The sequence below is a fragment of the Bacteroides intestinalis DSM 17393 genome (assembly GCF_000172175.1).
GTDB classification, from domain to species: Bacteria; Bacteroidota; Bacteroidia; order Bacteroidales; family Bacteroidaceae; genus Bacteroides; species Bacteroides intestinalis.
The window spans coordinates 42,180-67,171 of record NZ_ABJL02000001.1 but is presented as its reverse complement, the minus strand read 5'-3'; the positions used below and the strand labels follow the sequence as shown (position 1 = coordinate 67,171).

The 24,992-nt window shown below is 41.9% G+C and carries 17 protein-coding genes; 2 read left to right on the top strand and 15 right to left on the bottom strand.

Annotated features, from left to right (window positions below):
• Positions 1-181 precede the first annotated feature (181 nt).
• From BACINT_RS00255 to BACINT_RS00235, 5 genes are all read right to left on the bottom strand, one after another.
• The gene (locus BACINT_RS00255; RefSeq protein WP_044154547.1) at positions 182-1,798 is read right to left on the bottom strand and encodes a sulfatase family protein; all 1,617 of its coding nucleotides are present in this window, start codon (positions 1,796-1,798) and stop codon (positions 182-184) included.
• A 52-nt stretch (positions 1,799-1,850) separates the two neighbouring features.
• On the bottom strand, positions 1,851-3,704 hold the full coding sequence (locus tag BACINT_RS00250) for a RagB/SusD family nutrient uptake outer membrane protein (protein ID WP_229107093.1): 1,854 nt from the start codon (positions 3,702-3,704) through the stop codon (positions 1,851-1,853).
• Positions 3,705-3,739: 35 nt separating this feature from the next.
• Positions 3,740-7,129 (bottom strand): SusC/RagA family TonB-linked outer membrane protein, encoded by a 3,390-nt coding sequence (locus tag BACINT_RS00245; RefSeq protein WP_007659613.1) that lies wholly within the window; start codon positions 7,127-7,129, stop codon positions 3,740-3,742.
• Between the two features lie 136 nt (positions 7,130-7,265).
• Complete coding sequence (locus tag BACINT_RS00240; RefSeq protein WP_007659611.1) at positions 7,266-8,273, bottom strand: FecR family protein; 1,008 nt, start codon at positions 8,271-8,273, stop codon at positions 7,266-7,268.
• A 74-nt stretch (positions 8,274-8,347) separates the two neighbouring features.
• Positions 8,348-8,977: an RNA polymerase sigma-70 factor gene (locus BACINT_RS00235; RefSeq protein ID WP_007659609.1), complete on the bottom strand. Its 630-nt coding sequence runs from the start codon at positions 8,975-8,977 to the stop codon at positions 8,348-8,350.
• A 1,151-nt stretch (positions 8,978-10,128) separates the two neighbouring features.
• On the opposite strand from BACINT_RS00235, the gene BACINT_RS00230 reads away from it, so the two are divergent.
• The gene (locus BACINT_RS00230) at positions 10,129-11,574 is read left to right on the top strand and encodes a retropepsin-like aspartic protease (RefSeq protein WP_007659605.1); all 1,446 of its coding nucleotides are present in this window, start codon (positions 10,129-10,131) and stop codon (positions 11,572-11,574) included.
• A 74-nt stretch (positions 11,575-11,648) separates the two neighbouring features.
• On the opposite strand, the gene porV is transcribed toward BACINT_RS00230, so the two are convergent.
• The 5 genes from porV to BACINT_RS00205 all read right to left on the bottom strand — a co-directional run bounded on the left by porV (position 11,649) and on the right by BACINT_RS00205 (position 20,617).
• Positions 11,649-12,824: a type IX secretion system outer membrane channel protein PorV gene (porV, locus tag BACINT_RS00225; RefSeq protein ID WP_007659604.1), complete on the bottom strand. Its 1,176-nt coding sequence runs from the start codon at positions 12,822-12,824 to the stop codon at positions 11,649-11,651.
• Between the two features lie 74 nt (positions 12,825-12,898).
• Complete coding sequence (gene porU, locus BACINT_RS00220) at positions 12,899-16,735, bottom strand: type IX secretion system sortase PorU (protein WP_007659603.1); 3,837 nt, start codon at positions 16,733-16,735, stop codon at positions 12,899-12,901.
• Between the two features lie 16 nt (positions 16,736-16,751).
• The gene (locus tag BACINT_RS00215; protein WP_007659602.1) at positions 16,752-17,369 is read right to left on the bottom strand and encodes a fumarylacetoacetate hydrolase family protein; all 618 of its coding nucleotides are present in this window, start codon (positions 17,367-17,369) and stop codon (positions 16,752-16,754) included.
• Positions 17,369-18,031 (bottom strand): redox-sensing transcriptional repressor Rex, encoded by a 663-nt coding sequence (locus BACINT_RS00210; protein ID WP_021967680.1) that lies wholly within the window; start codon positions 18,029-18,031, stop codon positions 17,369-17,371. The genes BACINT_RS00215 and BACINT_RS00210 overlap by 1 nt, the downstream gene beginning before the upstream one ends.
• A 96-nt stretch (positions 18,032-18,127) precedes the next feature.
• Positions 18,128-20,617 carry a DUF5686 family protein gene (locus tag BACINT_RS00205; protein ID WP_007659600.1) on the bottom strand — a complete coding sequence of 830 codons (2,490 nt, stop codon included), beginning with the start codon at positions 20,615-20,617 and terminating at the stop codon, positions 18,128-18,130.
• Between the two features lie 109 nt (positions 20,618-20,726).
• Here BACINT_RS00205 and BACINT_RS00200 point away from each other — a divergent pair, with 109 nt between their 5' ends.
• Positions 20,727-21,074, top strand: a complete 348-nt coding sequence (locus BACINT_RS00200; protein ID WP_007659599.1) for a translation initiation factor — start codon at positions 20,727-20,729, stop codon at positions 21,072-21,074.
• Between the two features lie 127 nt (positions 21,075-21,201).
• On the opposite strand, the gene tsf is transcribed toward BACINT_RS00200, so the two are convergent.
• From tsf to BACINT_RS00175, 5 genes are all read right to left on the bottom strand, one after another.
• Positions 21,202-22,194 carry a translation elongation factor Ts gene (tsf, locus tag BACINT_RS00195; RefSeq protein WP_007659598.1) on the bottom strand — a complete coding sequence of 331 codons (993 nt, stop codon included), beginning with the start codon at positions 22,192-22,194 and terminating at the stop codon, positions 21,202-21,204.
• A gap of 111 nt (positions 22,195-22,305) precedes the next feature.
• A complete protein-coding gene (gene rpsB, locus BACINT_RS00190; protein ID WP_007659596.1) occupies positions 22,306-23,142 on the bottom strand; it encodes a 30S ribosomal protein S2 in 837 nt (278 codons plus the stop codon).
• Positions 23,143-23,316: 174 nt separating this feature from the next.
• Positions 23,317-23,703, bottom strand: a complete 387-nt coding sequence (gene rpsI, locus BACINT_RS00185) for a 30S ribosomal protein S9 (RefSeq protein ID WP_007210470.1) — start codon at positions 23,701-23,703, stop codon at positions 23,317-23,319.
• Between the two features lie 5 nt (positions 23,704-23,708).
• Entirely contained in the window at positions 23,709-24,170 is a 462-nt protein-coding gene (gene rplM, locus BACINT_RS00180; RefSeq protein ID WP_007659593.1) for a 50S ribosomal protein L13, read from the bottom strand.
• Positions 24,171-24,459: 289 nt separating this feature from the next.
• Positions 24,460-24,951: a DUF4488 domain-containing protein gene (locus BACINT_RS00175; RefSeq protein ID WP_007659591.1), complete on the bottom strand. Its 492-nt coding sequence runs from the start codon at positions 24,949-24,951 to the stop codon at positions 24,460-24,462.
• Between the last annotated feature and the right edge of the window lie 41 nt (positions 24,952-24,992).

Genomic DNA, 24,992 nt, shown 5'->3' with positions numbered 1-24,992 from the left:
ACAATAGATTTTCACGAGCAAAAGTACAGAATAAATATCTGAAAAGAAAAGTTTCAGATATCTTTCGGTAGTAATTCACCGGAAACGTTTGCCTTATTACATCATAACAGTATAAAAAAGAACCAGGAAAAGCCTTCCGACCTTCCCTGGTAACTAATGCACTTATGATATTTTCATTCTATCATTCTGCCCAGTCCGGTTTAGGAAATTCCCTTATCGGACTGTACCGGATGTAGGATTCAAATATTTCTTTATCAGGTCCTACTATGCGGGGATCTTCCGATCGTTTCAGTTCCTCTAATAAAGCTTGTTTCAGTTCATTTTCAATCTCAGCATAATCCTTCTTGCCTATCAGGTTATCGAGGCAGAACGGGTCATTACCAATACAATACAACTCAAACTCAGGACGTTTATTAAATGCCAGATCGAAATAAGGACGAATAACGGGGTCCTTATGATTCTCTATCAGAAACGTCTTAGAAGGTGCATCATCCACATCAGTAAATGCCCAATCGGGATGGAAGGTACCATCTTCACCGATTCCGTACATGGGGCATAGTTCGCCCGTTTTCTTATTTAGCATCTGAGGAGCTCCGGCAGGCCAACGTTCCGGTCTAAGGTTCCAGATTAACAGATAATCCTGGTTGCGGACAGCACGCTGCGGATATCCTAAATTCTGCCATCGGGAAGAAGAATGCCTCTCACGGCCCATATACACATACTTTTTCGACTGATCTACTATTCCTTCTTTTTTCGATTTAAGTATATTCATAAAGCTTCGTCCTGAGATAGGAAGCATTCCATCCGGTTTCACTCCCGCTATTTCCAAAATGGTAGGGGCAATATCCACAAAGCTAATCGGATCATCTACCCGGCGTTTTCCCGGAAAACCTTTCGGATAACTAACTGCGAAAGGAACATGTACCCCATATTCAAAACAATTGGCTTTTGCCCGGGGAAAAGGCATACCATTATCTGCCGTTACTATAACAATTGTATTATTGAGTTCACCTATTGAATCCAGATATTCCAGCATTTTAGACAAATGCGAATCAGCCCATTCTATTTCTACGGCATAGTCCAGCATATCTCCTCTCACTTCTTCCGAATCGGGAAGAAAACCGGGGACATCTACCTGATCGAGGCTTTTTCCATTGCGCTTCCATGAACCCTTTTCATAGACGCGATGAGGCTCGGTAGCTCCATACCAAAAATAAAAAGGCTGTCCGTCTTTACGTTGCTGCATGAAGGAACGGAAATTCTCATAATAGTTCGTCAATCCAATTCCTTTGGCCGTACGCAAATCCGAAGAAATGTTTTTTTCATATTTATGTTTATTGAATGGATGCCCGGCAGCGTTTCCTTTTCTCCATAATGTATCCTGATCGTTCCGTGCATATTGGAAAGGGTCTACACCTTTTCCTGTAAAACCTGTGTAATATCCGCTTGCTTCCAGAAGGTCGACAAACGGAACATGCTCTTTCATCCAGGAAGAAGCATGCTGCCCGGATTGCTTGTTTTGCCAGTGATGGCGCCCTGTTACCAAACTACTTCTGGAAGGTGCACTCCCCGGAGAGCCGCCATAACAATTTGTGAAGTAGATTCCATTAGAAGCCACTCTGTCGAATCCCGGTGTATTTACAAACCGGCTACCAGCAAAACTGGTATGTGCATAACTTTGGTCATCGTTTATCACGAATAAGATATTCGGACGCTTGGCAGGTTCTTCTTTTCCTTTAGTTCCGGCAAGTACCCCCGAACTTAATGAAAGTAGCACAGCTCCAGTTATATATCTCATAGGATCGTTGTTTAAAAACATATTATTTTTGATTTAATTCTTCTATTCTTTATTAATCACCCTCGTATACCAAAGGAGGAATGTTCTTTTCCGTACCAGGGTACCCTTTATTCTGATTGATTATTCCCCCGGAGTTCGTATTGATGGCATACGAAGGAATAGGCCAGAATATATGGAAAGGTGAACAAGTAAAATAGTTTCCGTATGGAGTCCGTACACCTTTATTATAAAAGTCACTGACTTCTACTACCCTGTCGTACCAGAAATTATCTTCCGTCAGCCTGTCCATCGTATATGTCTTCCCATTGTAACAAGGAATTCCTGTCCGGGCATAAATAATAGCCATTCGCGTTAATTCCACTTTACGCGGTTCTTCATAGTACAGTTCTCTCGCTCTTTCATCCAATACAGCACCTATCTTTTGCTTTTCAACATCCGCAGCCGAATACATATATTGTGCATTAGCTCTTTTCCGTATCGTATTTATATCTTCGGCAGCTTTCTGCCACTCGCCTTTCCATACATAAGCCTCTGCCCTAAGCAAATAGGTCTCAGCCAAACGGAAAATATAGAAGTCGCCCGGACCTCCCTGTGGTTGTACGCGATCAGGATCGGGATACCAGGTTTTATAATTTGGCCAGCTAAACCAGCATCTGATGGTATCATTACATAAAATGTTTCCCTGATCATTATACAATTGTAGATTCTTTCCATACCATTCATTTCCGTTTTTCTTCAGCGCAGGATTGTTATAGACCAACATTTCCATAGTCATCCAGTTTTCATTATCTGTCCGATGCCTGTAATCTGAAAAATCTTCCACCTGGTTGATAATCCATACCCCTTTTTGTGCATACCAAGTGGGACGGATACGACTGATTCCTCTGCCGTATTTTTCCACAAGCCCGATTTCATTCCTAGCTGCATCCGACAAACCGTTCGCTCCATTGGGTGTTTTAATAACTCCGGTCAGTCCGAAATAAGGAAGTGCATTACGCATGACATTAGTACCATTCGTATTTCCTTCCATACCATACCTATCGATAGTTAACAATAGACCTTCAGTATTTTCCGGCAGACTTTTATTTTCAATACGGAACATATCCCATACCACATCTTTATTGGCAATGTTCTTATCTGATCCGAATCGTTCAGTGCAAAGTTTATGAACTCCACCGTTTATTACTTCGGATGTAATCCGGATAGCATCATCGAATCTCCCTTCGAGTAAGTAGTACTTAGCAAGCAAATGCTTACAGGCAGCTTTGGTCACCTGTCCACCTTTCACTTTATTAGCTTCGGGAACATGCTGTACGGCAAACTCCAGATCCTTTATCATCTTCAGCCAGATGGATTCTTTTGTGGTAGTGTAATAGTCAACTTTGGGTTCAGTAAGTTCATCCAAAACCAAAGGTACATCTCCATACTGCAAGGTTTTCATATAGTAGCGATAGGCTCTTATAAAATAGGCTCCACCTAATAGCGCATTCTTCGATTCTTCCGATTTGAATGTAGCTTCATCGATTCTGTTTATAATCGTATTGCAGTTTTTAATGTTGATAAAAGAATTATCCCAATACCATCCGATCTTGGTATATGCCAAATCGTTGTTTTTTCCATCAGGAAGCATCTGATTGTTCAAATCCTGCCATGGAGTCGCCTTATCGGTTGTACCGTCTACAGCTATATCCGAATATTTCATATTTGTACAGAACGGCGCTTGATCAGCACAGAATTCTCCTCTGAAAGTCGTCATTGCCTTATCCAATACCGCTTGTAATCCAGCCTCATCAATCAATGCATTTTCAGGAGCATAAAAAGAGAGTGGCTTAGGATCAAGGAAATCTGATCCGCATGAGCTAAACAGGCAGACAGTAAATGACAATATCGCTGTTTTATATTTCATAATGGTTTTCATGTCTATATAATTTAATTTAGAACTTAAAGGGTCATATTTAATCCAAAAGTAAATATTCTCTGTGAACGCATTCCATCTTCGGGGTCACCGAATTTCCAGTCTTTTGCCCACATAGCTGCATTCTTTACATTCAGTGTTAGTTTAAGATTGGATATAGGAGTCTTTTTCAAGAACTTAGCAGGAACTTTATAAGCTAAGGCTATATTTTCCAAACGTATATAAGACTTATCGAACCATACTGAATAATCGACTCCTTTTGCAGGTGCAGAGCGCAATCTGGCAAAATCATCCAACTGATTTTCAGGAGTCCAATAAGGAATATCCCTAGAGTTACAGCGATCTTCAATATGATCTGCATGTTTTGCCAAATTATAACTCCCCTTATGCCCCCAGAGAGAATACAGAACAAAAGAGAATTCAAAGTCATTAAACAACGTAAAAGTATTGCTCAAAGTCCACGAAAAACGTGGGGTTTTATATCCCAGAAATTGCTTGTCTTCATCTGTCAACAACCCGTCATCATTTACGTCCTCCAACCTGAAGTCACCAGGTGCCTGATTCCATTTGGCAGCCTCTTCTTCTTGTCCGATCTTCCAGGTTCCCAGAATCTTATAGTCCCATATCACATCTTTTGCCTGACCGATAAACCAGTTATTGGTCTTGTCATCCGGTTCTTTTTGCCCTACAAAGTTACCATCTTTATCAAAAACATCATACTTTTCACCGGTTATAGTAATAATCTTATTCCGGTTTAATGAGAAGATCAGATTGGATGTCCATTCAAAATTATGTTGTTTCATATTGGTACTGCTCAGAGAAAGTTCGAATCCCTTGTTTCTGATTTCTCCCAGATTGGCGTACACTCTTTTATATCCGGTGATGGTAGGAAGTTCTCTGTTTACCAATACATCCGTAGTCGACATATAATAGGTTTCTACGGTTCCATTTAAACGGCCATTAAATAGTCTGAAGTCCAAAGCCAGGTTATAAGCCTCTGTCTTTTCCCATTTAAGCTTTTTGTTTCCCATTGTATTTATTTCCAGAGTAGGGATTGTAATCGGATTTCCGTTTAAATCGGTATTCAATGATTTTTCAGCAAGCATTTTAGACAGAGCTGCATAATTTGTAATGTCCCTGTTTCCATTTATTCCCCAAGATGCTCTTAACTTCAGATAATCAACAAACTTCACTTTGAAAAACTTTTCTTCTGAAATCACCCATCCCAAAGCAGCGGCCGGGAAGGTAGCATAAGGATTGGAATATCCGAACAAAGACGATCCATCCTTTCGTACCGATAAAGTCAATAAATACTTGTTCATGAAACCATAGTTGAGTCTGGCCATCAGAGCATTCGATGTTCTGACCTCATCATTACTTGAAAGTTCCGGCAAATTACCTATAGCCATATCATGATACCCGAGTATATCGTTCGGAGTAAAGTTCTGGTTACTCATTTTCTCCGTATCATTACGGAATTTTTCTGCATTTGCCAGTAAGGTGACATCTACCTTATGTCTTTGCGCAAAAGTCTTATTCCAGTTTATAATGTTATCGACTTGCCACTCTCTTCTCAAAGAATTCTCACGCGAAGCACGTCCTCCGAACAACTTCCATTCCGGGTGTTCAGAAGAATCATGTATGTTGTTATGATAGAAGACGAACCGAGTGGTATAATTCACCGTATAAGTAATTCCAAATGGCAAATCCAGAGTGGCATAGATTTTAGGGAAAAAGGTAAAATATTCCTGCTCCCTCGACCTGTATGTAGAGTTTAATAAAGGATGTTTTGCTTGATTATCATCATTAGGATACAATTTCAATGTTTCTTCATCACTTTCATAAAAGGAACTGTAAGGAGTGAGTTTGGTATACTGATCCACATCTGCGGGAACAGAGCTTTCGTCACGATAAGAAAATTGGGCATTCAGACCTACTTTCAAAAAGCGGGCAGGTTTCCCCTCTATATTCACCCTCGAACGTATGGTAGAAAATTCATCTCCCTTTACTAATGACTCATTCGACATATACCCCAATGACCAGTAATAAGAAAAATCTTCTTTTTTCCCGGAAAGACTTATGTTATAATCCTGCCTCGGACCATTATGAAAAATATAGTCTTCCCAATCAATACTTCTTCCCGCTTTGTAATTCTCTATCTCCAATCCGGTCAGTCGCAGTCCCGACAACCAGGCATCTACCAGATTATCCGGTGTGGTACTATGGTAGGCCATCCATTGATCCAAATATTGAGAATCTATCGTACGCGGATCATCAAAAGGGCTCCAAGGAGTCTGTGGTACAGTTGCACTATAAACTGACTTAAACATATCAGAACGCCACTTAATAAATCCATCTTTATCATACGGCTTTACCCTGTTCGCTGTAGTAGCTATACCGATACTTCCATTAAAGTTGACAACAGGTTTTTGAGAGTTTCCTTTCTTGGTTGTAATAGCGACTACTCCATTGGTGGCTCTCGAACCATAAACCGCAGCGGAACTTGCATCTTTCATAATATCCAGCTTCTCAATATCATTCGGGTTTATGTCTGAAATATCACCATTATAGATCACTCCATCGACAATAATCAGAGGGCTCGATCCGGCAGTCAACGTATTGTCACCACGAATCATCATATCACTATTTCCCTTCGCAGAAACAGAGTATCCCACACTCATACCCGGAATACTGTTGCGCAATAAATCGCCAACACTGGATGGAGTATAGTTTTGCATACTTTCCGCTTTCACCTGAGAAATAGATCCGGTTAGGTCACTTTTCTTTGCCACTCCATAACCCACAACAACTACTTCATCCAGAATTTGTGAATCTTCCTGCAAAGTGACTGTTATATTCTGATTATTTTTTACAGGAATCTCTTGGGTAAGATATCCGATATAAGAAATCTGTAGAACTGCATTTTCCGCAACATTCAGGGAAAAGTCTCCATTCACACTGGTGATTGTACCATTTGATGTTCCTTTTTCCATGATATTACATCCAATGACCGGCTCTCCGGTATTATCCTTAATTATACCCGTAATTCGCTTGCCTGTTTGCTGAGTGGCCTTACTCTTTTCATCTGCTTTAAAAATAACGATGTGCTTATCCTCTATTATATATCCCAAATCCTCCCCTTTAAAAAGAGCATCCAAAATTTGGGTGATGCTGCCATTCTTAATATCAAGGGATACTTTTTTCTTCAGGTTGATTTCCTCATTGCGATACCATAAAGAATATTCTCCCTTTTGCTTGATCTGTGCCAAGGCTTCTTCTAGCGTTACATTTGTTAAGTGGAGAGATAGGTTCTTTACCTGTGAATAAGCTATTTCCGTAGATGCCAAAAAGAATATAATTACAAGAAATAGATAATAAATACGACGAGGGTGTTTATTTTTTAAATTTAAATCCATATTTTTGTATTGATTTTAGGTTTGTAAATCCATGAACAATTACAGACTCTAGTCTTAACTGAAGCGAAAAATGTTAGCGCATTTTTCGCTTTTTCCATACTACTATATCATTTCATCATAGGCATTTTTTTTAGGGTTAATAAATTCTTTTCCGAGTTCTTTTATTTTCATCTATATAGATCATATATTCTTCAATCCTGTATTTTAAACGTTTATCTGCAGTTATCACACGCAATATTTGCTCCAGATTCTCACCTCGTAAGAAGTCTCCGGTCAGAATAATATCCTCAATATTAGAAGAGGTTATGCAAATATTTACATTGAAAATACGTTCAAGCTGTTTGACTATTTCTTTCAAAGGAAGTGCCCTGAAATAATAGATCCCGTTTCTCCACGATGTATAATGGGCAATATCCACTGTACGTGTAGTCAAAGAATGATTGTGCTTATCATAATATGCTTGTTCGCCAGGAGACAGGAAGATTCTTCTTTTCTTGTCTTTACTCTGCACCTCGACTTTTCCTTCTGATAAAGAAACCTCAATCCAGTCATCTTCTTCGTATGCTTTTACATTGAATTGTGTACCCAATACTTCAACGTTAATCTGATTAGCCTTCACTATAAAAGGATGCTCGGCATCATGAGCCACCTCAAAGAAAGCTTCTCCATTTATTTCGACTTCCCTGTTCTTTGAGACAAAAGCATTGGGATAAGTGATTGTAGTTCCGGCATTCAAAATGACTTTACTCCCATCGGGCAAAGTGATTGTTGATAACATACCGAATGGATTAGACATCTCTATTGGTTGACTGTTGACTTGATTGAAACCTTCTTTATATGAAAAATAGCCGGTCATTCCCAATAGAATTGCAATAGAAGCGGCCACAGTGCTGATCTTTAGAAGACGCCTGATGTATCGGCTCCTGTTTATCCGTTTATGAACTTCTTGCAAGATATAGGATTTCATTTCTTCTTCTTTCTTTTCGATTTCAGAAGAAAGTTTCATTTCACGAATCAACTGGCGGAAACTACGATTATCATCATTAGAATGACTCCAGTCTTCTAACATCGCTTTTTCACGATCACTGATGTCATGAATTAATTCATTTCGTAGAATATCAATAAAGTTGTTTTCCTCGCTCATAATTAATTGTTTCTAAATTGAGGAGTAGGCTTGATGGGATTTCATTTAAAAGGCATCCCATATTTTTAAATTCTTTAACTAATAGAAGAGAAAAAGAAAGACCATAATAGAGAAAGAGTCAAGTCCGGATAATAGGGTTTTATTTGCTTGATAATCTTTTCTATAGCAATTTTCATTTGTACGCGCACCGTGTTTTCCGAAATGCAAAGTCTCTCTGCTATTTCTTTGGGTTTTAATTGCTCCTGACGAGCCATAAGAAATATCAAACGGCATTTTTCCGGCAATTCGCCAATAATCTTTCCCAATAGCTGCTCCATTTCTTTATAAGAGATCTTATCGTAAGGAGATTCTTCTTCTGTGATTTCCAATTGGACAGGTAATTCATCCAATGAGACACGGTTTAGCCTGCCATTTTTCTTATTGTAACGGGTAACCTCGTTTCTTACGGATATAAATAAATAAGCTTCCAGATTTTCTATATCCTTTAGTCTTTTGCGCGATTGCCATACAGCAAAGAAAACATCAGCAACTACTTCCCGACAAGATTCTGTATCTTTCAGAAAATAGTAAGTATAGCGAAATACCTGGTCATAATACATCTCATAGAACATATTGAATGCCAATGTATTTTCCTCTTGAATCATTGTTAAGAGGCTATGGATATCTTCTGTGTCTTTCACCGATTCTAAAATCATTTTTTTCATTTCATACTATTCCATACAACTATTCAGGAATCAATGACTGAATCTGAGAGACAAAGATATAACTGTTTATCTTTGCCTCCAAATTTAATTTATGTGAATTCAATCGTCTGTGGATAGTATTCACTGAAAAAGACAGAAGATTCAGTGCTCTGCAATTCGATTATTTTATATATTTGTGCAGTCATAAATATGACTGTGTTTTTACATATTAAAAAAGAAAAAGCGTTTAGCTGATTCTTGTGCCGGAGAAAAGTCGAAAAATTATCTATACGCACATAGAACAGACTATACGCCTCACTGTTTATGCGGTAGGCGTTTCCTGTTTGTGCGTAAGGGCTTCGACTCCCTCTCCGGCGGATAGGCAAATGCTTACCGCTTTTTTTATGCTTACCGGATAGTGTAGGGCAAAAGCTGTAATCATTTTATTGGAACTCTTTTAACTCAAAGGCAAGTCAAATCGGGCTGATGTGGCGACCGGACGGCTAAAAAGCCGAAAACGTAACATAAATATGTTACTACTTGCCTTTGACAAAAGAGGATGGACAAACAAAACTAAATATCAACGGGATGCATATCCAGCCTTCTACATCACAAAATATCAAAGCCCATCAATTATGAATGAAAGATTGCTAACGGAATTTTTGTTAGTTTACTGATAATCAACCAATAGCATTTACCGACGATTTACTATTAGATGTAAAAGCATTTACTGCCGTATGTAACGGCCTTTACCCCTTATTGTAACGACCTTTACCCCTTATTGTAACGACCTTTACCTCGGCATGTAACGGTCTTTACCTCAGCATGTAAATAGAGTTACCGTGTGGGGTTACTAAAGTTACCATTTGGAGTAAACTGAACTTCCATGCAAGGAAACAACTGTGTACATATAAAGGTGAAGTAAGATAATTCATATCGGGAAAGAAAGGAATAAAGGAGTGATAAGGTGGTAAAGTGATAAAATGGCTGCGCTATATATCACAGAGCGTTATCCCGCTATCACTTTATCACTCTACCACCTTATCACATTTTGTTCATAACCCTCCTGACACGAGCTAATTTATTGTTTTTTAGACAGAAGAACAATATATTTCGTATATTTGAAGAATGAATCATCAAGAAGATTGGCTAACTCTAAACAATCTGTAGTTATGAAGACAATATTACTATTTTTATTTCTCTGTATGAGCCTCAGCACATCTGCACAAACAGCTGATGAACGAGCCGGAACTTATATGAATCAGGAAAACTGGTTCAGTCTGCAACGCGAATTCGCCGTCAACAAAGACTCTTTACACCCTTTCCTGCAAGAATTCGGTCAGGCACTACTGGATAATTTCTTCAACCGTCCCCAAGCTGCCTACGAATCTATAGGCAAATTGCTGAACGAGCAACAAAGTAATATGGGCTTTGAGAATACTGCTTCCATGATTTACCTATTATCCGAAAACCTGAGCAAGCTGGGTGCTAACGACCAAGCTGCCGAAACACTGAAAAATTTCTGTGACCAGTTGGAAGGCCAGGTGGATAGTACTTTCCTTGCCGGATACCGGAGAAAAGAAAAAGAATATCGCGCTTTGTCCAAATATGCCCTATACCAATGGGAGAAGCCAGACACGGATTTAGCGCTGCCCATTCGCATAGACAGTGTAGGTCCAAAAGGTTCGGGAGCCACCGCCATAGCTATGGAAGGCAGTGTGAATGGAAAAGAACGGAACTTCATATTGGATACAGGTGCAGGTGTCAATGTTGTCACCCCCGAAGTAGCAAAAGCCTGTGGCATGAAGATACTGGACGTAGAAATCACAGCAAATGGGATAGGTACGGGAAGTGGACAATTCGCCATTGCCGAAGAGATAAAAACAGGTCCGCTCGTGATGCGAAACGTACCTTTCTACGTGTTGGATATGAAAACTGGAGAAGAAAAAGCCGACCGCTACATGAAATATCTGGAAGTCATCATCGGACTGCCTTTCCTCAATCAACTTCAGGAAATACAACTGGATTTACGCAACAACCGGATGATTATTCCCAAAGAACTGACTCCCACGCCCGGCTTTGCCCCGAACATTTGTTTTACGGGAAAGAACCTCCTGAACCTGGAAATCGTATACGACCATGAGCTATTGCAAATGAACTTCGACAGCGGTTCCTGCCTCAGCCATCTCAATTATGATTACTTTGAGCAGCATAAAGACCGTATTGAACGAATAGCGGAAAGGGACTCGATGGGACTTGGCGGTTTCGGTGGTACAGCATGGGTATGCATTTACAAACTGCCGGGCGCATGCTTCCAGATAGGTGAGTATACGGGCTGTACAGACAGTCTCAACGTAGTGGCAACACCCGAACAAGACGCTCTTCATTTTGCCGGAGATGGAATAGTAGGAATGGACATGTTCCGGAGCTTCAGTACAATTACAATTAATCTGAAGGATATGTTCGTGAAAACCACCCCGAAAATGCAAGGAAAAAACGCAATGATCTACGATAGCAAAAAGCTACGCTTAAAACTACCGGAAGACCAACTGAATATAACAGATATACTATTGGGGATAGCAGATATATATCTGAACTACTGGAACGATCATCGCTGAATGCTCTACACATAGCTCCCTCCCTCTTCTGCCGAAAGGCACTTGTAGCCCGTAACTTGTAGCTAGTAGCTGATTTATCTTCTACGACGTCCGAACAAGTCCTTTATTCCGTCAAGGTCGAAACCTAACGTGAAGCGAAGTGTCTGGTCGAGTGGATTGCTCTGTGCTGTAGATACCAGATAAGCAGCATCCAGTGAAAACACGCTCATCTTGAAACCTGCTCCGAAAGAGAAATACTTGCGGTTTCCTTTGTTCTCATGTTCCCAATGGTAACCACCACGAATGGAGAACTGTTCATGATAGGTATATTCCAATCCCAACGACCATTGTATCTCCTGCAGTTCTTCCTTGAAACCACCGGGAGCATCACTGAAAGATTTGAAAATACCCTTAATGGGTGAGATATCATTATAATCACGGTCCAGACGTTCTTCATATTCTTCCTGTGACTCGTCTTCTCCACGGATAGGACGGGTGGGAACCATATATTTATTGGCGTCGAAACTAACTCCAATTGTATTGTAATCATCTATCGGGAACAGTAAAGAAGCACCCAAACGCAAGTTAGTAGGCAGGAACCGACTGGTATTACCGCTATCATAAGAAATCTTCGTACCGATATTAGAAGCATTCAATCCGAAAGAAAGCATGCACTCACGCTGGGCAAGTATGACGTAATTTGTATAATAGAAGGCAATGTCGGCAGCAAAAGCGGAACCGGCAGAAACTTCTTCGTCTTCCCTGTATGCCAAGTCGGAGTAAATATACCGTAATGCAACCGCTGCAGAGAAACGCTCGGAAAGCATACGTGAGTAAGCTATATCCACCGCCATCTCATAAGGTTTAATCGTATATCCCGGAGAATTCTCGTCACCGGTATATCCCACGGGTACTTCCCCCAAAGAAAAATAGCGCAAAGAACCGCTGACTGCCTGATAATCTCCGATGCGATAGTACCCTGCCAGATATGCCAAGTCAATATCATTCACCAGCTTACGCAACCAGGGAGTATATGAAACCGCCACTCCGGCACGGCTGATAGTAAACGGATACTTTGCCGGGTTCCAGAATTGGGAGTTCACATCCGGATCTGTAGCCGCGCCCACATCTCCCATACCACCACCACGGGAGTCAGGGGCAATCCCCAGAGAGTTAACACCGGTATTAACAGGGTTAAACTGATTCTTGTCCTGAGCAAGAAGGTGTACGGACAAGAAAGCTATGATTAATGGTAAGATGTATTTCTTCATACGATATTATTTAATTCTTCATCTGCGGATGAAGAATATCTTTTTAATACTAATTAAACAGAGAATCCCCCTGTTTATTGTGACAGGATGATGATTTTCTGTGATTTCGTACTTTCACGACTGCCATCAGAGACAATAGAAGCACGATATAGATAAACACCCGGTGCCAGGCGTTGCCCACCGTTACTACACAAATCCCATTCTACATAGTAGGTTTGTCCTTCAGATATTCCTTTCTCCATATGTGTCCACATTTCCCGCCCGGCAAAATCATACACGGACATACGGACTGAAAGTGTGGAACCGGGGCGATTGTGAGAAAGAATAAATGTAGTACTTTCACGGGCAGGACTCTGTGTGCAAGTTACTGAAAAGAGACCGGGACGTAGCCCTCGAACCACCTCAAACTCTAAAGTCTTTGTAGAAGAACTATTCAGTAAATCCCAAGCACGGAATGACAATATATGTTTCCCCTCCGTAAGTTCGGGCACTGAAAAATGCACTGTACCCCGGGTATAATCTCCCGCTACCGGAGTATAATAATCATTCAGATTGTAAGTCGACACCGCACTGCCGTCTATACTAAGCGAAAGGTCATGCCCGATACCATTGCCAACCGTATTGATACCATCCGCATCTTCTAACTCGGCTACAAACAAGGGAGTAGTATTGGTTTGTCCACCGGAACTGAAGTCCGGCGTATTCAGATAAATGGTTATCTTAGGGCCTAACGTATCTGCCAAAGAAACATCATCATCCGTACCGCCTACCAGGAAACGGTCGAAAGCTCCGCCCGCTTCATTCGAATGAACAGCATCCAGAGCGTAAAGACTCAATAAGCCTTCTTCATCGGAATAATTGATGTCCAACGGTACAGGGAAAGTAAACTCAAACCGTCCCTGACGAACCGAATCACTGCCTGAAAAAAGAGTTTTACTGCGCTCCGTATAAGTATAAGCACCCTCACCACGATTATCAAGAGTGGTAACTTCTTCCTTACTATCCAGTACAGTAGGATGCACTGTGCCGGTAAAGTCTTCTGCTAAAGCACCTTCGGGAGTCAGGATACGTCCTTTTACAGTAATCTTGCTACCGGCTTTCACCTGCGGATAGGTGTTTGTTTCTTCTGCTACATTCACTCCGGCAAATTCATCCACCTGTATTTGATAATCAGGATATGCCAAGGTCAAGGCAGGATCACCGATCAGAGAGAAATTCAATTTATTCTTGTCAGTAGCCAAAGATGCATCGCACTTTGAAAGCCGCATAACATCTCCCAATCGCAGGCGTTTACCTTCAGGGCGGGAAAAGATATGACGAAGGAAAGCCTGGTTTAAAGTAGAATTCTGCGCAGCATATACCACCCGGGAAGTGGTGAGCAAAGCAATAGCCCCGCCTTTGGCATTCAGGAATGCCTGCTCTCCGGCGGAAGTCTGGATATCGTCGAAACGGGTAAAGTCACAAGTAGCTGTTATCCATAGAGGAAGACGTGGGGATGTCATTTGGGTAATATCTCCCATGTTCAGCAGATTCTCCTCTGCCCAGGCGGAAGTACTTCCGTGCCCTGTATAGTTGACTACCAGCATGCCTTTGTCGAATAATTGCAATAGGCGTTTTGTTGCATCGGGATAAGTTTCTCCGGTAGCAGAAGATTCGCGACGGAAAGCATCGGCATAGATTCTTTCAACAAGGAAGGAAGGATAATTCCGTTCTGTATAACTTGCCAGGATTTCAGATTGGGACATGTGCAGTCTGCCATCCCCGTCATCGCCCACATAGCAAACGGTGTGTTTCCACGGTCCTGCATGCTTATTTCCCATATAAGCGATGGTCTTATCAACAGTAGCTTTTGCCTCAGCAGCCGTGCGAACCGGGAAACGTCCGATACCTATATCCAGCATGGCATCTGACAGATTTTCACCTTCTCCATCATCGAGAAAGCCGAAATAATCGTCCGTTACATAGGAAGAGGTTTCCTCAAGAGAGGTTTCCGATTGATAAGATAGCAAAAAGTTTTCAGGCCGATAATTCTTCCAGGAGGAAGTCAGCATACGGTTATCATAACTGCAATCTCCGAAGAATAACAAATATTTAGGACTTTCAGCCTTATTCGGAAAACGATCATACAACATCTTCATCAAACGACGGTAAGCCGTTCCATCCGGTGTACCGGAAGAGAATTCATTGTAGATTTGCGGAGCAGCAAGAACAAGAACAGATAGGCCATCTTTTTCACGGTGTGCTTGTGCCAGCCGTTCCGCCTGTGTCATCAGGTCTTTCCGGTCGGGAGAAATGATAATCATATCCGTAGCTCCCAGAGAGTGCAGATTTTGATTTGCAATATTCCCTACCGTTTCTACCGTATCAAAGCCAGAAGCTTCCGGAGTGATGGCTACGAACTCACGCAATTTTCCTGCGGGAATGGTAAACGTATATGTGCCGCCTACAAAGCTGCCTTCCATCCTGCAAATATTTGCGGGATCGGTGACATCCCACACAACAGTAGAAGCTGTGGCACCGGAAAGTACAAATGTCGTCTCTTTATTGATGGAGGCCAAAGAACGGAAAGTAAGGTAAGGAGCATTCAGCGTAAGCGAGCGGATATAGTTCAAAGCAATATAATCCAGGCGCCCCGATGTCCCGGAAGGGCGGGTATGGATAACGGTCACTATAGTATTCTCCGACTCTGTACCCAGCCAGGAAGTACTTATGGAGGCAGAAGTAGCTCTAGTGTAATATTGATTGTCGGAAGATATGGATGCCAGTGTAGCATTTCCTCTCACCTTACCATTCACTGCAACCGAATAATAGGTAGATGCTCCAATGGAACGGGCAGCAAAAACTGTGGTCAGCCATACAGAATCTTCCGGAACGATACCCGGCAAACTCAACGTATAATTCTTGGTGTTACCCGTCGCATAATCATAATCTTCATATAGTTGTCTGCCGGTACTTGCCCAACTATATACTTCTTTCTCATGCAGAGCATAGGAATTAAAGGTTGTCAACCTGTTGGCAGAAGGTTCTTTCAAAGAAGAAAGGACTTCGACTTCCATTTCCGGAATATCCTCCCGGTCAGTCAGGAAATAATAGCCTTCATCGGAATAGAAATTACGTTCGCGAACAAAGTAAGTGTTATCGGAGCTCAGTTTCCAGGATACAGTGCCACGACCATAAAACAATACACCGTCTGACAAACGCAGCAAGGGGACTTCGGGCAAATCTGCTGCCGGATGTTCATTGAAACGCTGGGATAACAAATACCCACCATAACCAAATACGCGGACTTTCTCGGGTCTTGAGAATCCCATCTTCTTTAATTCGGCATTCGTGATTTTAAAGACTCCGGTATTTCTGACACCTATCTTTGTCCAACGACCTGAAGCGAGAAGCGAAGTAGTGCAATCTTTTAAAGAAGCTCTGGTTAAAGTTGTTCCCGAGCCTCGAGTGGCTGTACCCTCTCCTATTCCATCTGTCTTTGGATAGGATTTCACGGATAACTTGAACGAGTTCAGCCGTTGGTAGCTTCCTTCACGAAAAACTACAGGGACAAAACTTATGGAGAGAAAACCATGATGTGCGGAGATTTTAGTGAAGGTGTTTATCTGTGGAGATGCCGGTAAGCCCTTCCGGAAAGCAACGTCTTCATTGGGTAACTGACGCAAACTGTCGAGTCGCATTTCTAATGCTGCCACCTCACTCCGGCTTAGTTTCTGGTATTCCGGGAATTCAATTTCTACCTGATAAGTAAAAGAACGGAAAGCGTTCCCTAATGGAAGTTCGCGCGTCACTACGGGAAGCGTCTGTGCAGAAGACAATTCCTGCCAGTTCAGCGTAATGAATTCCTGCGCTGAAACCGGAAGAAGAAGAGCAATAAAGCAACAAAGCAGCCAGCAACGTTTGATAAACATATCGTAATAAATTGACTCAACGAATATAAAAGTCGAGCAACTTATCTTCTCCGAGGTACCCTTGTAAATGCTGTCCTATCTGTACCGGGCCTACGCCTGCGGGAGTTCCCGTAAACAACAGGTCGCCTATTTTCAGCGTCATAAAGCGGCTGACGTATGCAATAATCTCATCCACTTTGAAAAGCATATCCGAGGTATTGCCGTGCTGCACTTCCTTTCCGTCTATTTCCAGACGGAAATCAAGCTGCTGCAAATCGCCTCCAGCCTGCTCCAAAGGAACAAAAGTTCCGATAGCTGCCGAATTGTCGAACCCTTTGCAAAGTTCCCAGGGATTACCCGCTTCACGGAACTTACGTTGTAAGTCGCGTGCCGTAAAATCGATGCCTACAGTCACTGCATCATAATAACGGTTGGCAAAGCGCGGCGCAATGTTTTTTCCCAAACGGCAGATACGTACCACCACCTCAGTTTCGTAATGAACCTCATCCGAAAAATCGGGAATAAAGAAAGGCTTTCCGTCTTTCAATATAGCCGAGTCGGGCTTCATGAAGATAACCGGCTCTTTATTAACTAACGTATGCCCCAGCTCTTTATTGTGCAGTGCATAGTTCATTCCGACAGCAATAATCTTCATTATTCGATTTCGTTAAAATTCAGGCGGTTAAACATCACCGCCAAATGAGCATATAGAGAAGTATTCTGAACAACGATATTTTCCGGCACACGGATACGGAACGGCGTAAAGTTCCATACAGCTTTGATGCCACCGGCTATCATGGTGTCCGTAATGCATTGGGCTATCTCGATAGGTACAGTCAGCACACCGATGTTCACATCATATTCGCGCATCTTCTGCTCGAATTCACTGGAATGGAAGATCGGAATTCCGTTCAATGTAGTGCCTACCAATTCCGGGTTCACATCAAATGCCGCTACAATTTCCAGCCCGAAGTGCTTCAAACCGGAGTCGCGCAACAATGCACCACCCAAGCTACCTACTCCAAACAGAAATGCTTTATGCATATCGGTAAATCCGAGGAAGTCTTCCAATACGGCTATCAGAGTATCGACTTCGTAGCCCACACGCGTACGCCCGGAGATGTTGACATACGACAAATCCTTGGCTATCTGGGAAGCATCTATATTGATTTCTTTGGATATCTGTGTAGAAGAGACGTACCGTTCGCCCCGCTGCTTGAGCAGCTTAACATTCGACAAGTACCACGGCAACCTGCGCAAAGTAGGCTCCGGCACTTTCATGCTATCCTTATATTGAATTGCCTGGTTCGTGGTCATTTTCTTCATTTCTTTAGGTTACGGGTGGACAAAAATACGTTTTTTTGGAAAAGAATACTCCAACAGAAGAAAGTTAACATAATTTCTACAAAAGTTTTACTTATCACCAAAGAGGGATAACGGCAAACTAAGAGAAACTCCCACCGAATGGAACTTCAGGCAATCGAAACCGGCAAAGACTCCTATCCGTGCCCTATCGGAAAACCCGATCGAATATCCGATCTCCGTATAGGGACGCCGACCATATATCACAATGGAACGAAGATGCAATGCTTCATCAAATGCTTTTCTTGACAGAAAAGGAAGATGTTTCAAAAGCAGATATGGAGTATACCAGGAGACATTAGCCTGTGTCCAGCGGGTATTAGTGGACAAAGCGTAGTTATCCAGTAAACTAAACCCGGTATCGAAAGAACGTTCCGTAACCAGTATGCGGGTAGAAGCAAAATGCTTGAAGTCGGGGAACTGGAGATTCTTTGCATCAAAGAATGAACCAGCATTCACTGACCAATACAGACGATTGAACATGCCGAACTCAATTTTCTGTTTAGCAGAGAATTGCATCAGGTGGTACGAGGTAAGATAACGGCTTCCGCTCATAGGGAAAGCTCTGTCATATTTTAGGGCAAATGTAGGATAACGGGAAGCTTCATACACTTTCTTGCCTTGCGACATGTGATAGTAGTGAGCCGGAGTATACTCCAACTCAAAAGAAGCTTTCAGGATATCATTCTCCTGCATCGGTCGGAAAGCAGTGTTTTCCGGAATATTCGGCTCGGCATCCCTCTTGAACCAACTTTTACGGATATGGTTATCCAGCATCTTCCTACGTTGCCAGGAAAATGAGGAAGAAAAAAGTAATCCGTTAGCCGGCTCTATCGCATGGTCAACTGTGAAGAAAGTATTCTCGTAAAGCTTCAGATGGTTATGGCCGAACAACGAGCTGGACATACTATTAATCAAACGGGATTCTCCGTTTTCCGAATTATAATCGGCAGACAGAAGACCTCCGGAAAGGGATAAATAGCCACGGTTCCGTGGAGCATAATCCAGCGTCAATTCTCCTTGTCCAATCCAGTTTTTGCGAGCTGTGGTATAATAGAAAGAAGGTACAAAACGAAGTGTAGAAGATTCTGATAACTTCACTCCTGTTTTTAGCTTTACTCCTAACCAGAAGCCATCCACAAAATTATATTCGGGAATATAAGCGGAAAGACCGGGTAAAGTCAGCCAGGCATTTTTATTGGAAGTTCTGAAAGTCTTTCCCCACATAATGGTATTCAGTACTTGACCGAAAGCTGTTTTCTTCTCGGACTTTTCTCCGGGTGACAAATCTTTCAAAGCTATCTTTTCTTCTTTATATTGATAACTCTGCACCTCTTCCAATCGCAACGGCACGCTACGGATAGTGGTCCAATAAAGAGAATCCCGCTTATCGGCAAGCGAATCAACCTGAGTATCTTTGCGCCCGATTCGTGCCGGACGTTCAAATTTATGTTTCTTTGGCTGCGCTACTGCAGTGGCAGTTACAGTTTTTGCCATTTTATCCGTATTGGTCTCCGGCTGGATATCCGTTTTTACCTCTCTATAGTGTATTGCCGCCAGATAGGAAGCCTCTGCCTTGAAACCCATTATGTCGATGGTAGAAGAGGTAGTAATAGAAACTGGCAGAAAGACAGAAGACTGCACCTCCTTGCAAGTGATCTTAATCTTTGCTTTCAGCCCGGTGCCACGAACATTGACATCAGCAGCCGAAATGCACCACAAATCTTCTACAATGAACAGGTCTCCTTCCAGCAAACGGCTATCGTCTTTCTTGGGAATCACACGGATCTTATTTATCATTTGTCCTTCTTCCACAAAGCAAGCGTCAAGTCTGAAACGATAGTATGAAAAGGCACTTTTATTTAAAGGAGAGACTTTGCCGAAAAGCTCAGGAGTATAGAGATTAATCGTAGTTATTCCCATATCCACCTGTATTTCCTCAGGAAAAGAGTTTTTATTGGCTAATACCTTATTATTCCAGATATTGGGAGCAGTAAAATTCACGATCTGCTGTTGCTCCAAGACAAACAGCTTTCCAAGCCATTCTTTTGCATCTTTCCGCACCTCTTTGGATAGTTTCAGGACAGCGGGAATAGCGATCCCTTTACCGGTTCCTTTCAGATATGTACCGGCTGTATAGCTTTTTATCTGAGTACGATAATAAGGAGCACGCGCTATCGCTTTGCGCATCACTGCATAGGCGGGATCTTCATTTCCCTTGGTGATGCTTACTTCCGGCAGGCTATAGGTACGTTCGGCAAGCACTATATCCTTCTCATAATCACGATTCAGCATTTGGAAAGTAAAGGTCTGGGATATAAATCCTAAAGAAGAGACCTCACAGGTATATTGTCCGGCAGATAATTTCGTTTGAAATCGCCCATGCTCATCGGTAGTTAAACCTGACTTCATTTCTCTTAGATAGAGGGCGGCATAAGGAACCGGCTTCCCATCAGTATCCGTAACAGTACCCTTGAAAGATTGCGAAAAAGATAGTAGAGTAACCAAAGACAATAGAAATAGCCAGATGATTCTTTTCATATTTCGTATACTTGAAGCTAATTAGCGTTTTCTATTAGACGACAAAAGTCTCAAAAGATTGCAAAGTTCCACACAAAATATTACTTTTGATTCTTAAAACAGAACAAATATGAAGAATAATGATTGGAAAGAACGGTTGAATGTGGTTTATTCTACCAATCCGGACTATAGTTATGAAATGGAAGATGATGGGAAACAAGTTACCCCGGAAGCTTCTCAACAGAAATTGCGTGTTCAGTTGGATCGCAAGAATAGAGGAGGAAAAGTAGTCACACTTGTCACGGGTTTCGTAGGTACGGAGAATGACCTGAAGGAGTTAGGTAAATTGCTGAAGTCTAAATGTGGCGTAGGCGGAAGTGCCAAAGACGGAGAAATCATCGTACAAGGAGATTTCAAGCAGAAAGTGCTGGAACTACTTAAAAAGGAGGGATATACGCAGACTAAGCCGGTCGGATAATCCGGTTCACCGAAACAGACGGTCTATCAGTAAGTATATCACTTCTTCTAAAAGAAGCAAATATGCATAAAAAAACGACCGCAACGGAAATTCCCGTGCGGTCGTTTTCTATATATATTGAGTTGAATTATTCAGCTTTCAAAGTGAAACGCTTGAAATCTACAATCTTCAATTCAGGGTCAGCTGCTGCCAACACTTCTCTTACAGTCTTCTTAGAATCCATAATATTTTCCTGGTTCAGCAAGCAAACTTCTTTCAAGAACTTAGCCAGACGACCTTTAGCGATGTTCTGGATCATTTGTTCAGGCAGGTGTGCAGCCTTTTCAGCAGAAACAGTAGCAATGATTTCTTTTGCTTTTGCTACATCTTCAGCTGTAATCCAACCTTTAGCCATGTTGCTTTCCATGTGGTCTTCGCTGTCCACGTGAGCCGGATTGATATTTGCTTTCTTCAAAGCAGCCTCAACAGCTTTCTGTACCTGTTCTGCTTTTGTCTTTTCGATAGCAACTTCAATCTCTTTCTGCTTCACATCTTCAGAAACGCCGTCCTCATCAATTGCAAGAGGATTCATAGCTGCAATCTGCATAGCCACTTCCTTAGCCAACTGTTCGTTAACTTCTTTGTTGAAAGCAGCGATCGTGCAAAGACCGTTTCTATTCATGTGATTGTAAACGACAGTGCTTGCACCCTCTACAGTCAGATAGCCGTCAAGCTCCATCTTCTCACCTGTAATACCGCTACGGTCAGTCACTGCATCCTGTACAGTACCGTTACCCATCGGCAATGCTTTTACCTCATCCAAAGTCTTGCAGTTGTTAGCTACAGCAAGATCCAGAATATCTTGAGTCAATTTTATAAAATCAGCATTCTGAGCCACGAAGTCAGTTTCACACTTCAAAGCAATGATAACGGCAAAGTTACCGGTAGTCTTAGCCAGAACACAACCTTCAGAAGCTTCACGGTCTGAACGCTTAGCGGCAACAGCCTGTCCCTTCTTACGGATTATTTCCATTGCCTTGTCGAAATCGCCTTCGGCTTCCGTCAACGCATTCTTGCAGTCCATCATACCTGCTCCGGTCATTTTACGGAGTTTGGTAATATCAGCCATTGTTACAGCCATAATATATTTTCTTTTTATAATTAATATTCAAAATGATAGAATGGTAAGATGATAGGATGGTAAGACGACATTATCATCTTATCATTTTACCATCTTACCATTCAAGTATGATTAAGCCTCTTCGTCTTCCTTCAGGAAAGCAGCAGCTTTAGCTGCATTGATTGCTTCCTCGTCAGATTTGTCGAGTCTTGCTTTTGTAGCTTTCTTCTTGCCTTTATTGGCAGGAGCTTCACCAGCTGCTTCCATGTCTACTTTTTCAGCTTTTCTTTCTTCCAAACCTTCCTGCATAGCAGCGCAGCAAGCATCCAGAATTACTTCTATTGATTTAGTAGCATCATCATTAGCCGGGATAACGAAATCAATGTTAGAAGGATCAGAGTTCGTATCAACGATACCGAATACGGGGATACCCAAACGGTTAGCTTCGCGAACTGCAATGTTTTCTTTCATAACATCGATAACGAACAATGCAGACGGCAGACGAGTCAGGTCAGCAATAGAACCCAAAGTCTTGTCCAGCTTAGCACGTTGACGTGAAATCTGCAGGATTTCTCTCTTAGACAGATTAGAGTACGTACCGTCATTTGTCAATTTGTCGATGGTAGCCATCTTCTTAACAGCCTTGCGGATAGTGGGGAAGTTAGTCAACATACCGCCCGGCCAACGCTCGATTACATAAGGCATATTTACAGAGGCAGCTTTATCAGCAACCACTTGTTTAGCTTGTTTTTTAGTAGCAACGAACAGGACTTTCTTTCCTGATTTAGCAATTTGCTTCAAAGCTTCAGCAGCTTCGTCTACTTTAGCAACTGTCTTGTGGAGGTCAATGATATGGATACCATTGCGTTCCATGAAAATATAAGGAGCCATTGCAGGATTCCACTTTCTTTTGAGGTGACCAAAGTGGCAACCGGCTTCCAATAATGTATCAAAATTTGTTCTTGACATCTTGTTTTTTCTTTAAATCGTTTACTTTCTTTTTTGTTTTTTCTAAACCAACCGCCGGGTAGTCTATCATTCCAGAGTCCCGGTAGTTTAGATACTAAACGCTCTTTCAGTTGAGAGTTGAGAGATAAAAGTTGAGAATTAAGCAACTTGTCCGCCCCAACGTTTCTGCAACTCTTAACGTTTACTGAACTGGAATCTTCTACGAGCTTTCGGTTGTCCCGGTTTCTTACGTTCAACAGAACGCGGGTCACGAGTCATGAAGCCTTCAGCGCGAAGAGCAGCTTTGTCTTCAGCATTCATCTTCACCAATGCGCGGGCAATAGCCAAACGCAAAGCCTGAGACTGACCGGTGAAACCACCACCGCAAAGATTTACTTTAATATCATATTTTTCAGCAACACCCAGCTTACTCAGCGGTTGTTTTACTACATACTGAAGAATAGTTGATGGAAAGTACTCTGCAAGGTCTCTCTTGTTAATAGTAATCTTTCCTGTACCTTCGGTTACGAAAATGCGTGCAATTGCACTTTTACGTCTGCCTAATGCATTTACTACTTCCATATCTATTATTTAAGTAAGTTTATATCAATTGATTTCGGGTTCTGAGCGTCATGTTTGTGCTCGCTACCGGCATATACGTACATATTGCTCAGCAATTTAGCGCCCAATTTATTCTTAGGCAACATACCCTTTACTACTTTTCTCAACAGTCTGTCATCACCATTCGGTTTAGCCTGCAGACGAGCAGGAGTCATTTCTCTCTGACCACCGGGATAACCTGTGTATGACAAATACACTTTGTCAGTCCACTTATTACCTGTCATTTTAACTTTGTCGGCATTGATAATGATTACATTATCACCGCAATCTACGTGAGGAGTAAAGTTTGGTTTATACTTTCCTCTCAACAGTTTCGCAACTTTTGCGCCCAGACGACCCAATACTTGGTCTGTAGCGTCAACAATAACCCATTCTTTGGTTACCGTAGCTTTGTTTGCAGAAATGGTCTTGTAACTTAAAGTATCCACTCTTGATTTGTTTTTTAAATGTTACTACTAAAAAAATCTTCATTACGGATTAGCTACCCCGGACAAAGGTAGATTAACTCGCTCTGAATTAATTGCTTATCCTTATTAGATAATAATCGGCTTGCAAAGGTACGGATTTTCCCAAAACTGGCAAACGTTTTCTTCTTTTTTTTAAAGAAGCTAACTATCAATCACAAGCAATGTTAGGACACAAAACAAGCAGTGTTACGATGCATTAGATTACTTGTTATGCATCACAACACTGCTTATCATATTAGGATAACCCGCTTTAACGGACAATGTCTTCAGGGAATGCAGGTGGCATCATTACCCGTTTCCAAGTTTCATGATACCAGCAGTTCAGTTCGTTGCCGTTCAAATCTTTAGAAATAAAATACTTCAGATGCATAAGTCCACCCTCTCCCATCTCAAACTCCAGAACATTATCTTTATTATCCAGCATGGGCAGGTGAATGTTTTTTTCAATACTTTCCCGATAGCTATTATCCGTCAGCTGGGTATAGGTACCATATCCGGTGATTATAGCATCTTTGCCGGGAATAAGAGTGAAATTGACGATACGCCCGTCGTCACTCAACACCTTAAACGTGTTACTGGGCTTCAAAGCACCGGGAACATCCGGAATTTCAGATACATAGTGACACAACTGCCAGATACCTTTCAAATCTGCAGGTTTGAAACTCGCCTTTTTTTGTGCCATCGCTCCTGTTACCGCCAGCAGCACCGCTGCCAACATGGTAATGAAATACTTCTTCTTCATGTTCGTATATATTGGGTTAACGTATTGGCATCTGACTGTCA

Bases quoted from the DNA above. Each gene is read 5' to 3' on its own strand.
- BACINT_RS00205 (WP_007659600.1), bottom strand. From the start codon at position 20,617: ATGAAAAGAATCATCTGGCTATTTCTATTGTCTTTGGTTACTCTACTA.
- BACINT_RS00250 (WP_229107093.1), bottom strand. From the start codon at position 3,704: ATGAAATATAAAACAGCGATATTGTCATTTACTGTCTGCCTGTTTAGC.
- BACINT_RS00240 (WP_007659611.1), bottom strand. From the start codon at position 8,273: ATGAGCGAGGAAAACAACTTTATTGATATTCTACGAAATGAATTAATT.
- rpsB (WP_007659596.1), bottom strand. From the start codon at position 23,142: ATGTCAAGAACAAATTTTGATACATTATTGGAAGCCGGTTGCCACTTT.
- BACINT_RS00255 (WP_044154547.1), bottom strand. From the start codon at position 1,798: ATGAGATATATAACTGGAGCTGTGCTACTTTCATTAAGTTCGGGGGTA.
- BACINT_RS00215 (WP_007659602.1), bottom strand. From the start codon at position 17,369: ATGAAGATTATTGCTGTCGGAATGAACTATGCACTGCACAATAAAGAG.
- BACINT_RS00235 (WP_007659609.1), bottom strand. From the start codon at position 8,977: ATGAAAAAAATGATTTTAGAATCGGTGAAAGACACAGAAGATATCCAT.
- rpsI (WP_007210470.1), bottom strand. From the start codon at position 23,703: ATGGAAGTAGTAAATGCATTAGGCAGACGTAAAAGTGCAATTGCACGC.
- tsf (WP_007659598.1), bottom strand. From the start codon at position 22,194: ATGGCTGTAACAATGGCTGATATTACCAAACTCCGTAAAATGACCGGA.
- porU (WP_007659603.1), bottom strand. From the start codon at position 16,735: ATGTTTATCAAACGTTGCTGGCTGCTTTGTTGCTTTATTGCTCTTCTT.
- BACINT_RS00245 (WP_007659613.1), bottom strand. From the start codon at position 7,129: ATGGATTTAAATTTAAAAAATAAACACCCTCGTCGTATTTATTATCTA.
- BACINT_RS00210 (WP_021967680.1), bottom strand. From the start codon at position 18,031: ATGACCACGAACCAGGCAATTCAATATAAGGATAGCATGAAAGTGCCG.
- BACINT_RS00230 (WP_007659605.1), top strand. From the start codon at position 10,129: ATGAAGACAATATTACTATTTTTATTTCTCTGTATGAGCCTCAGCACA.
- BACINT_RS00175 (WP_007659591.1), bottom strand. From the start codon at position 24,951: ATGAAGAAGAAGTATTTCATTACCATGTTGGCAGCGGTGCTGCTGGCG.
- BACINT_RS00200 (WP_007659599.1), top strand. From the start codon at position 20,727: ATGAAGAATAATGATTGGAAAGAACGGTTGAATGTGGTTTATTCTACC.
- porV (WP_007659604.1), bottom strand. From the start codon at position 12,824: ATGAAGAAATACATCTTACCATTAATCATAGCTTTCTTGTCCGTACAC.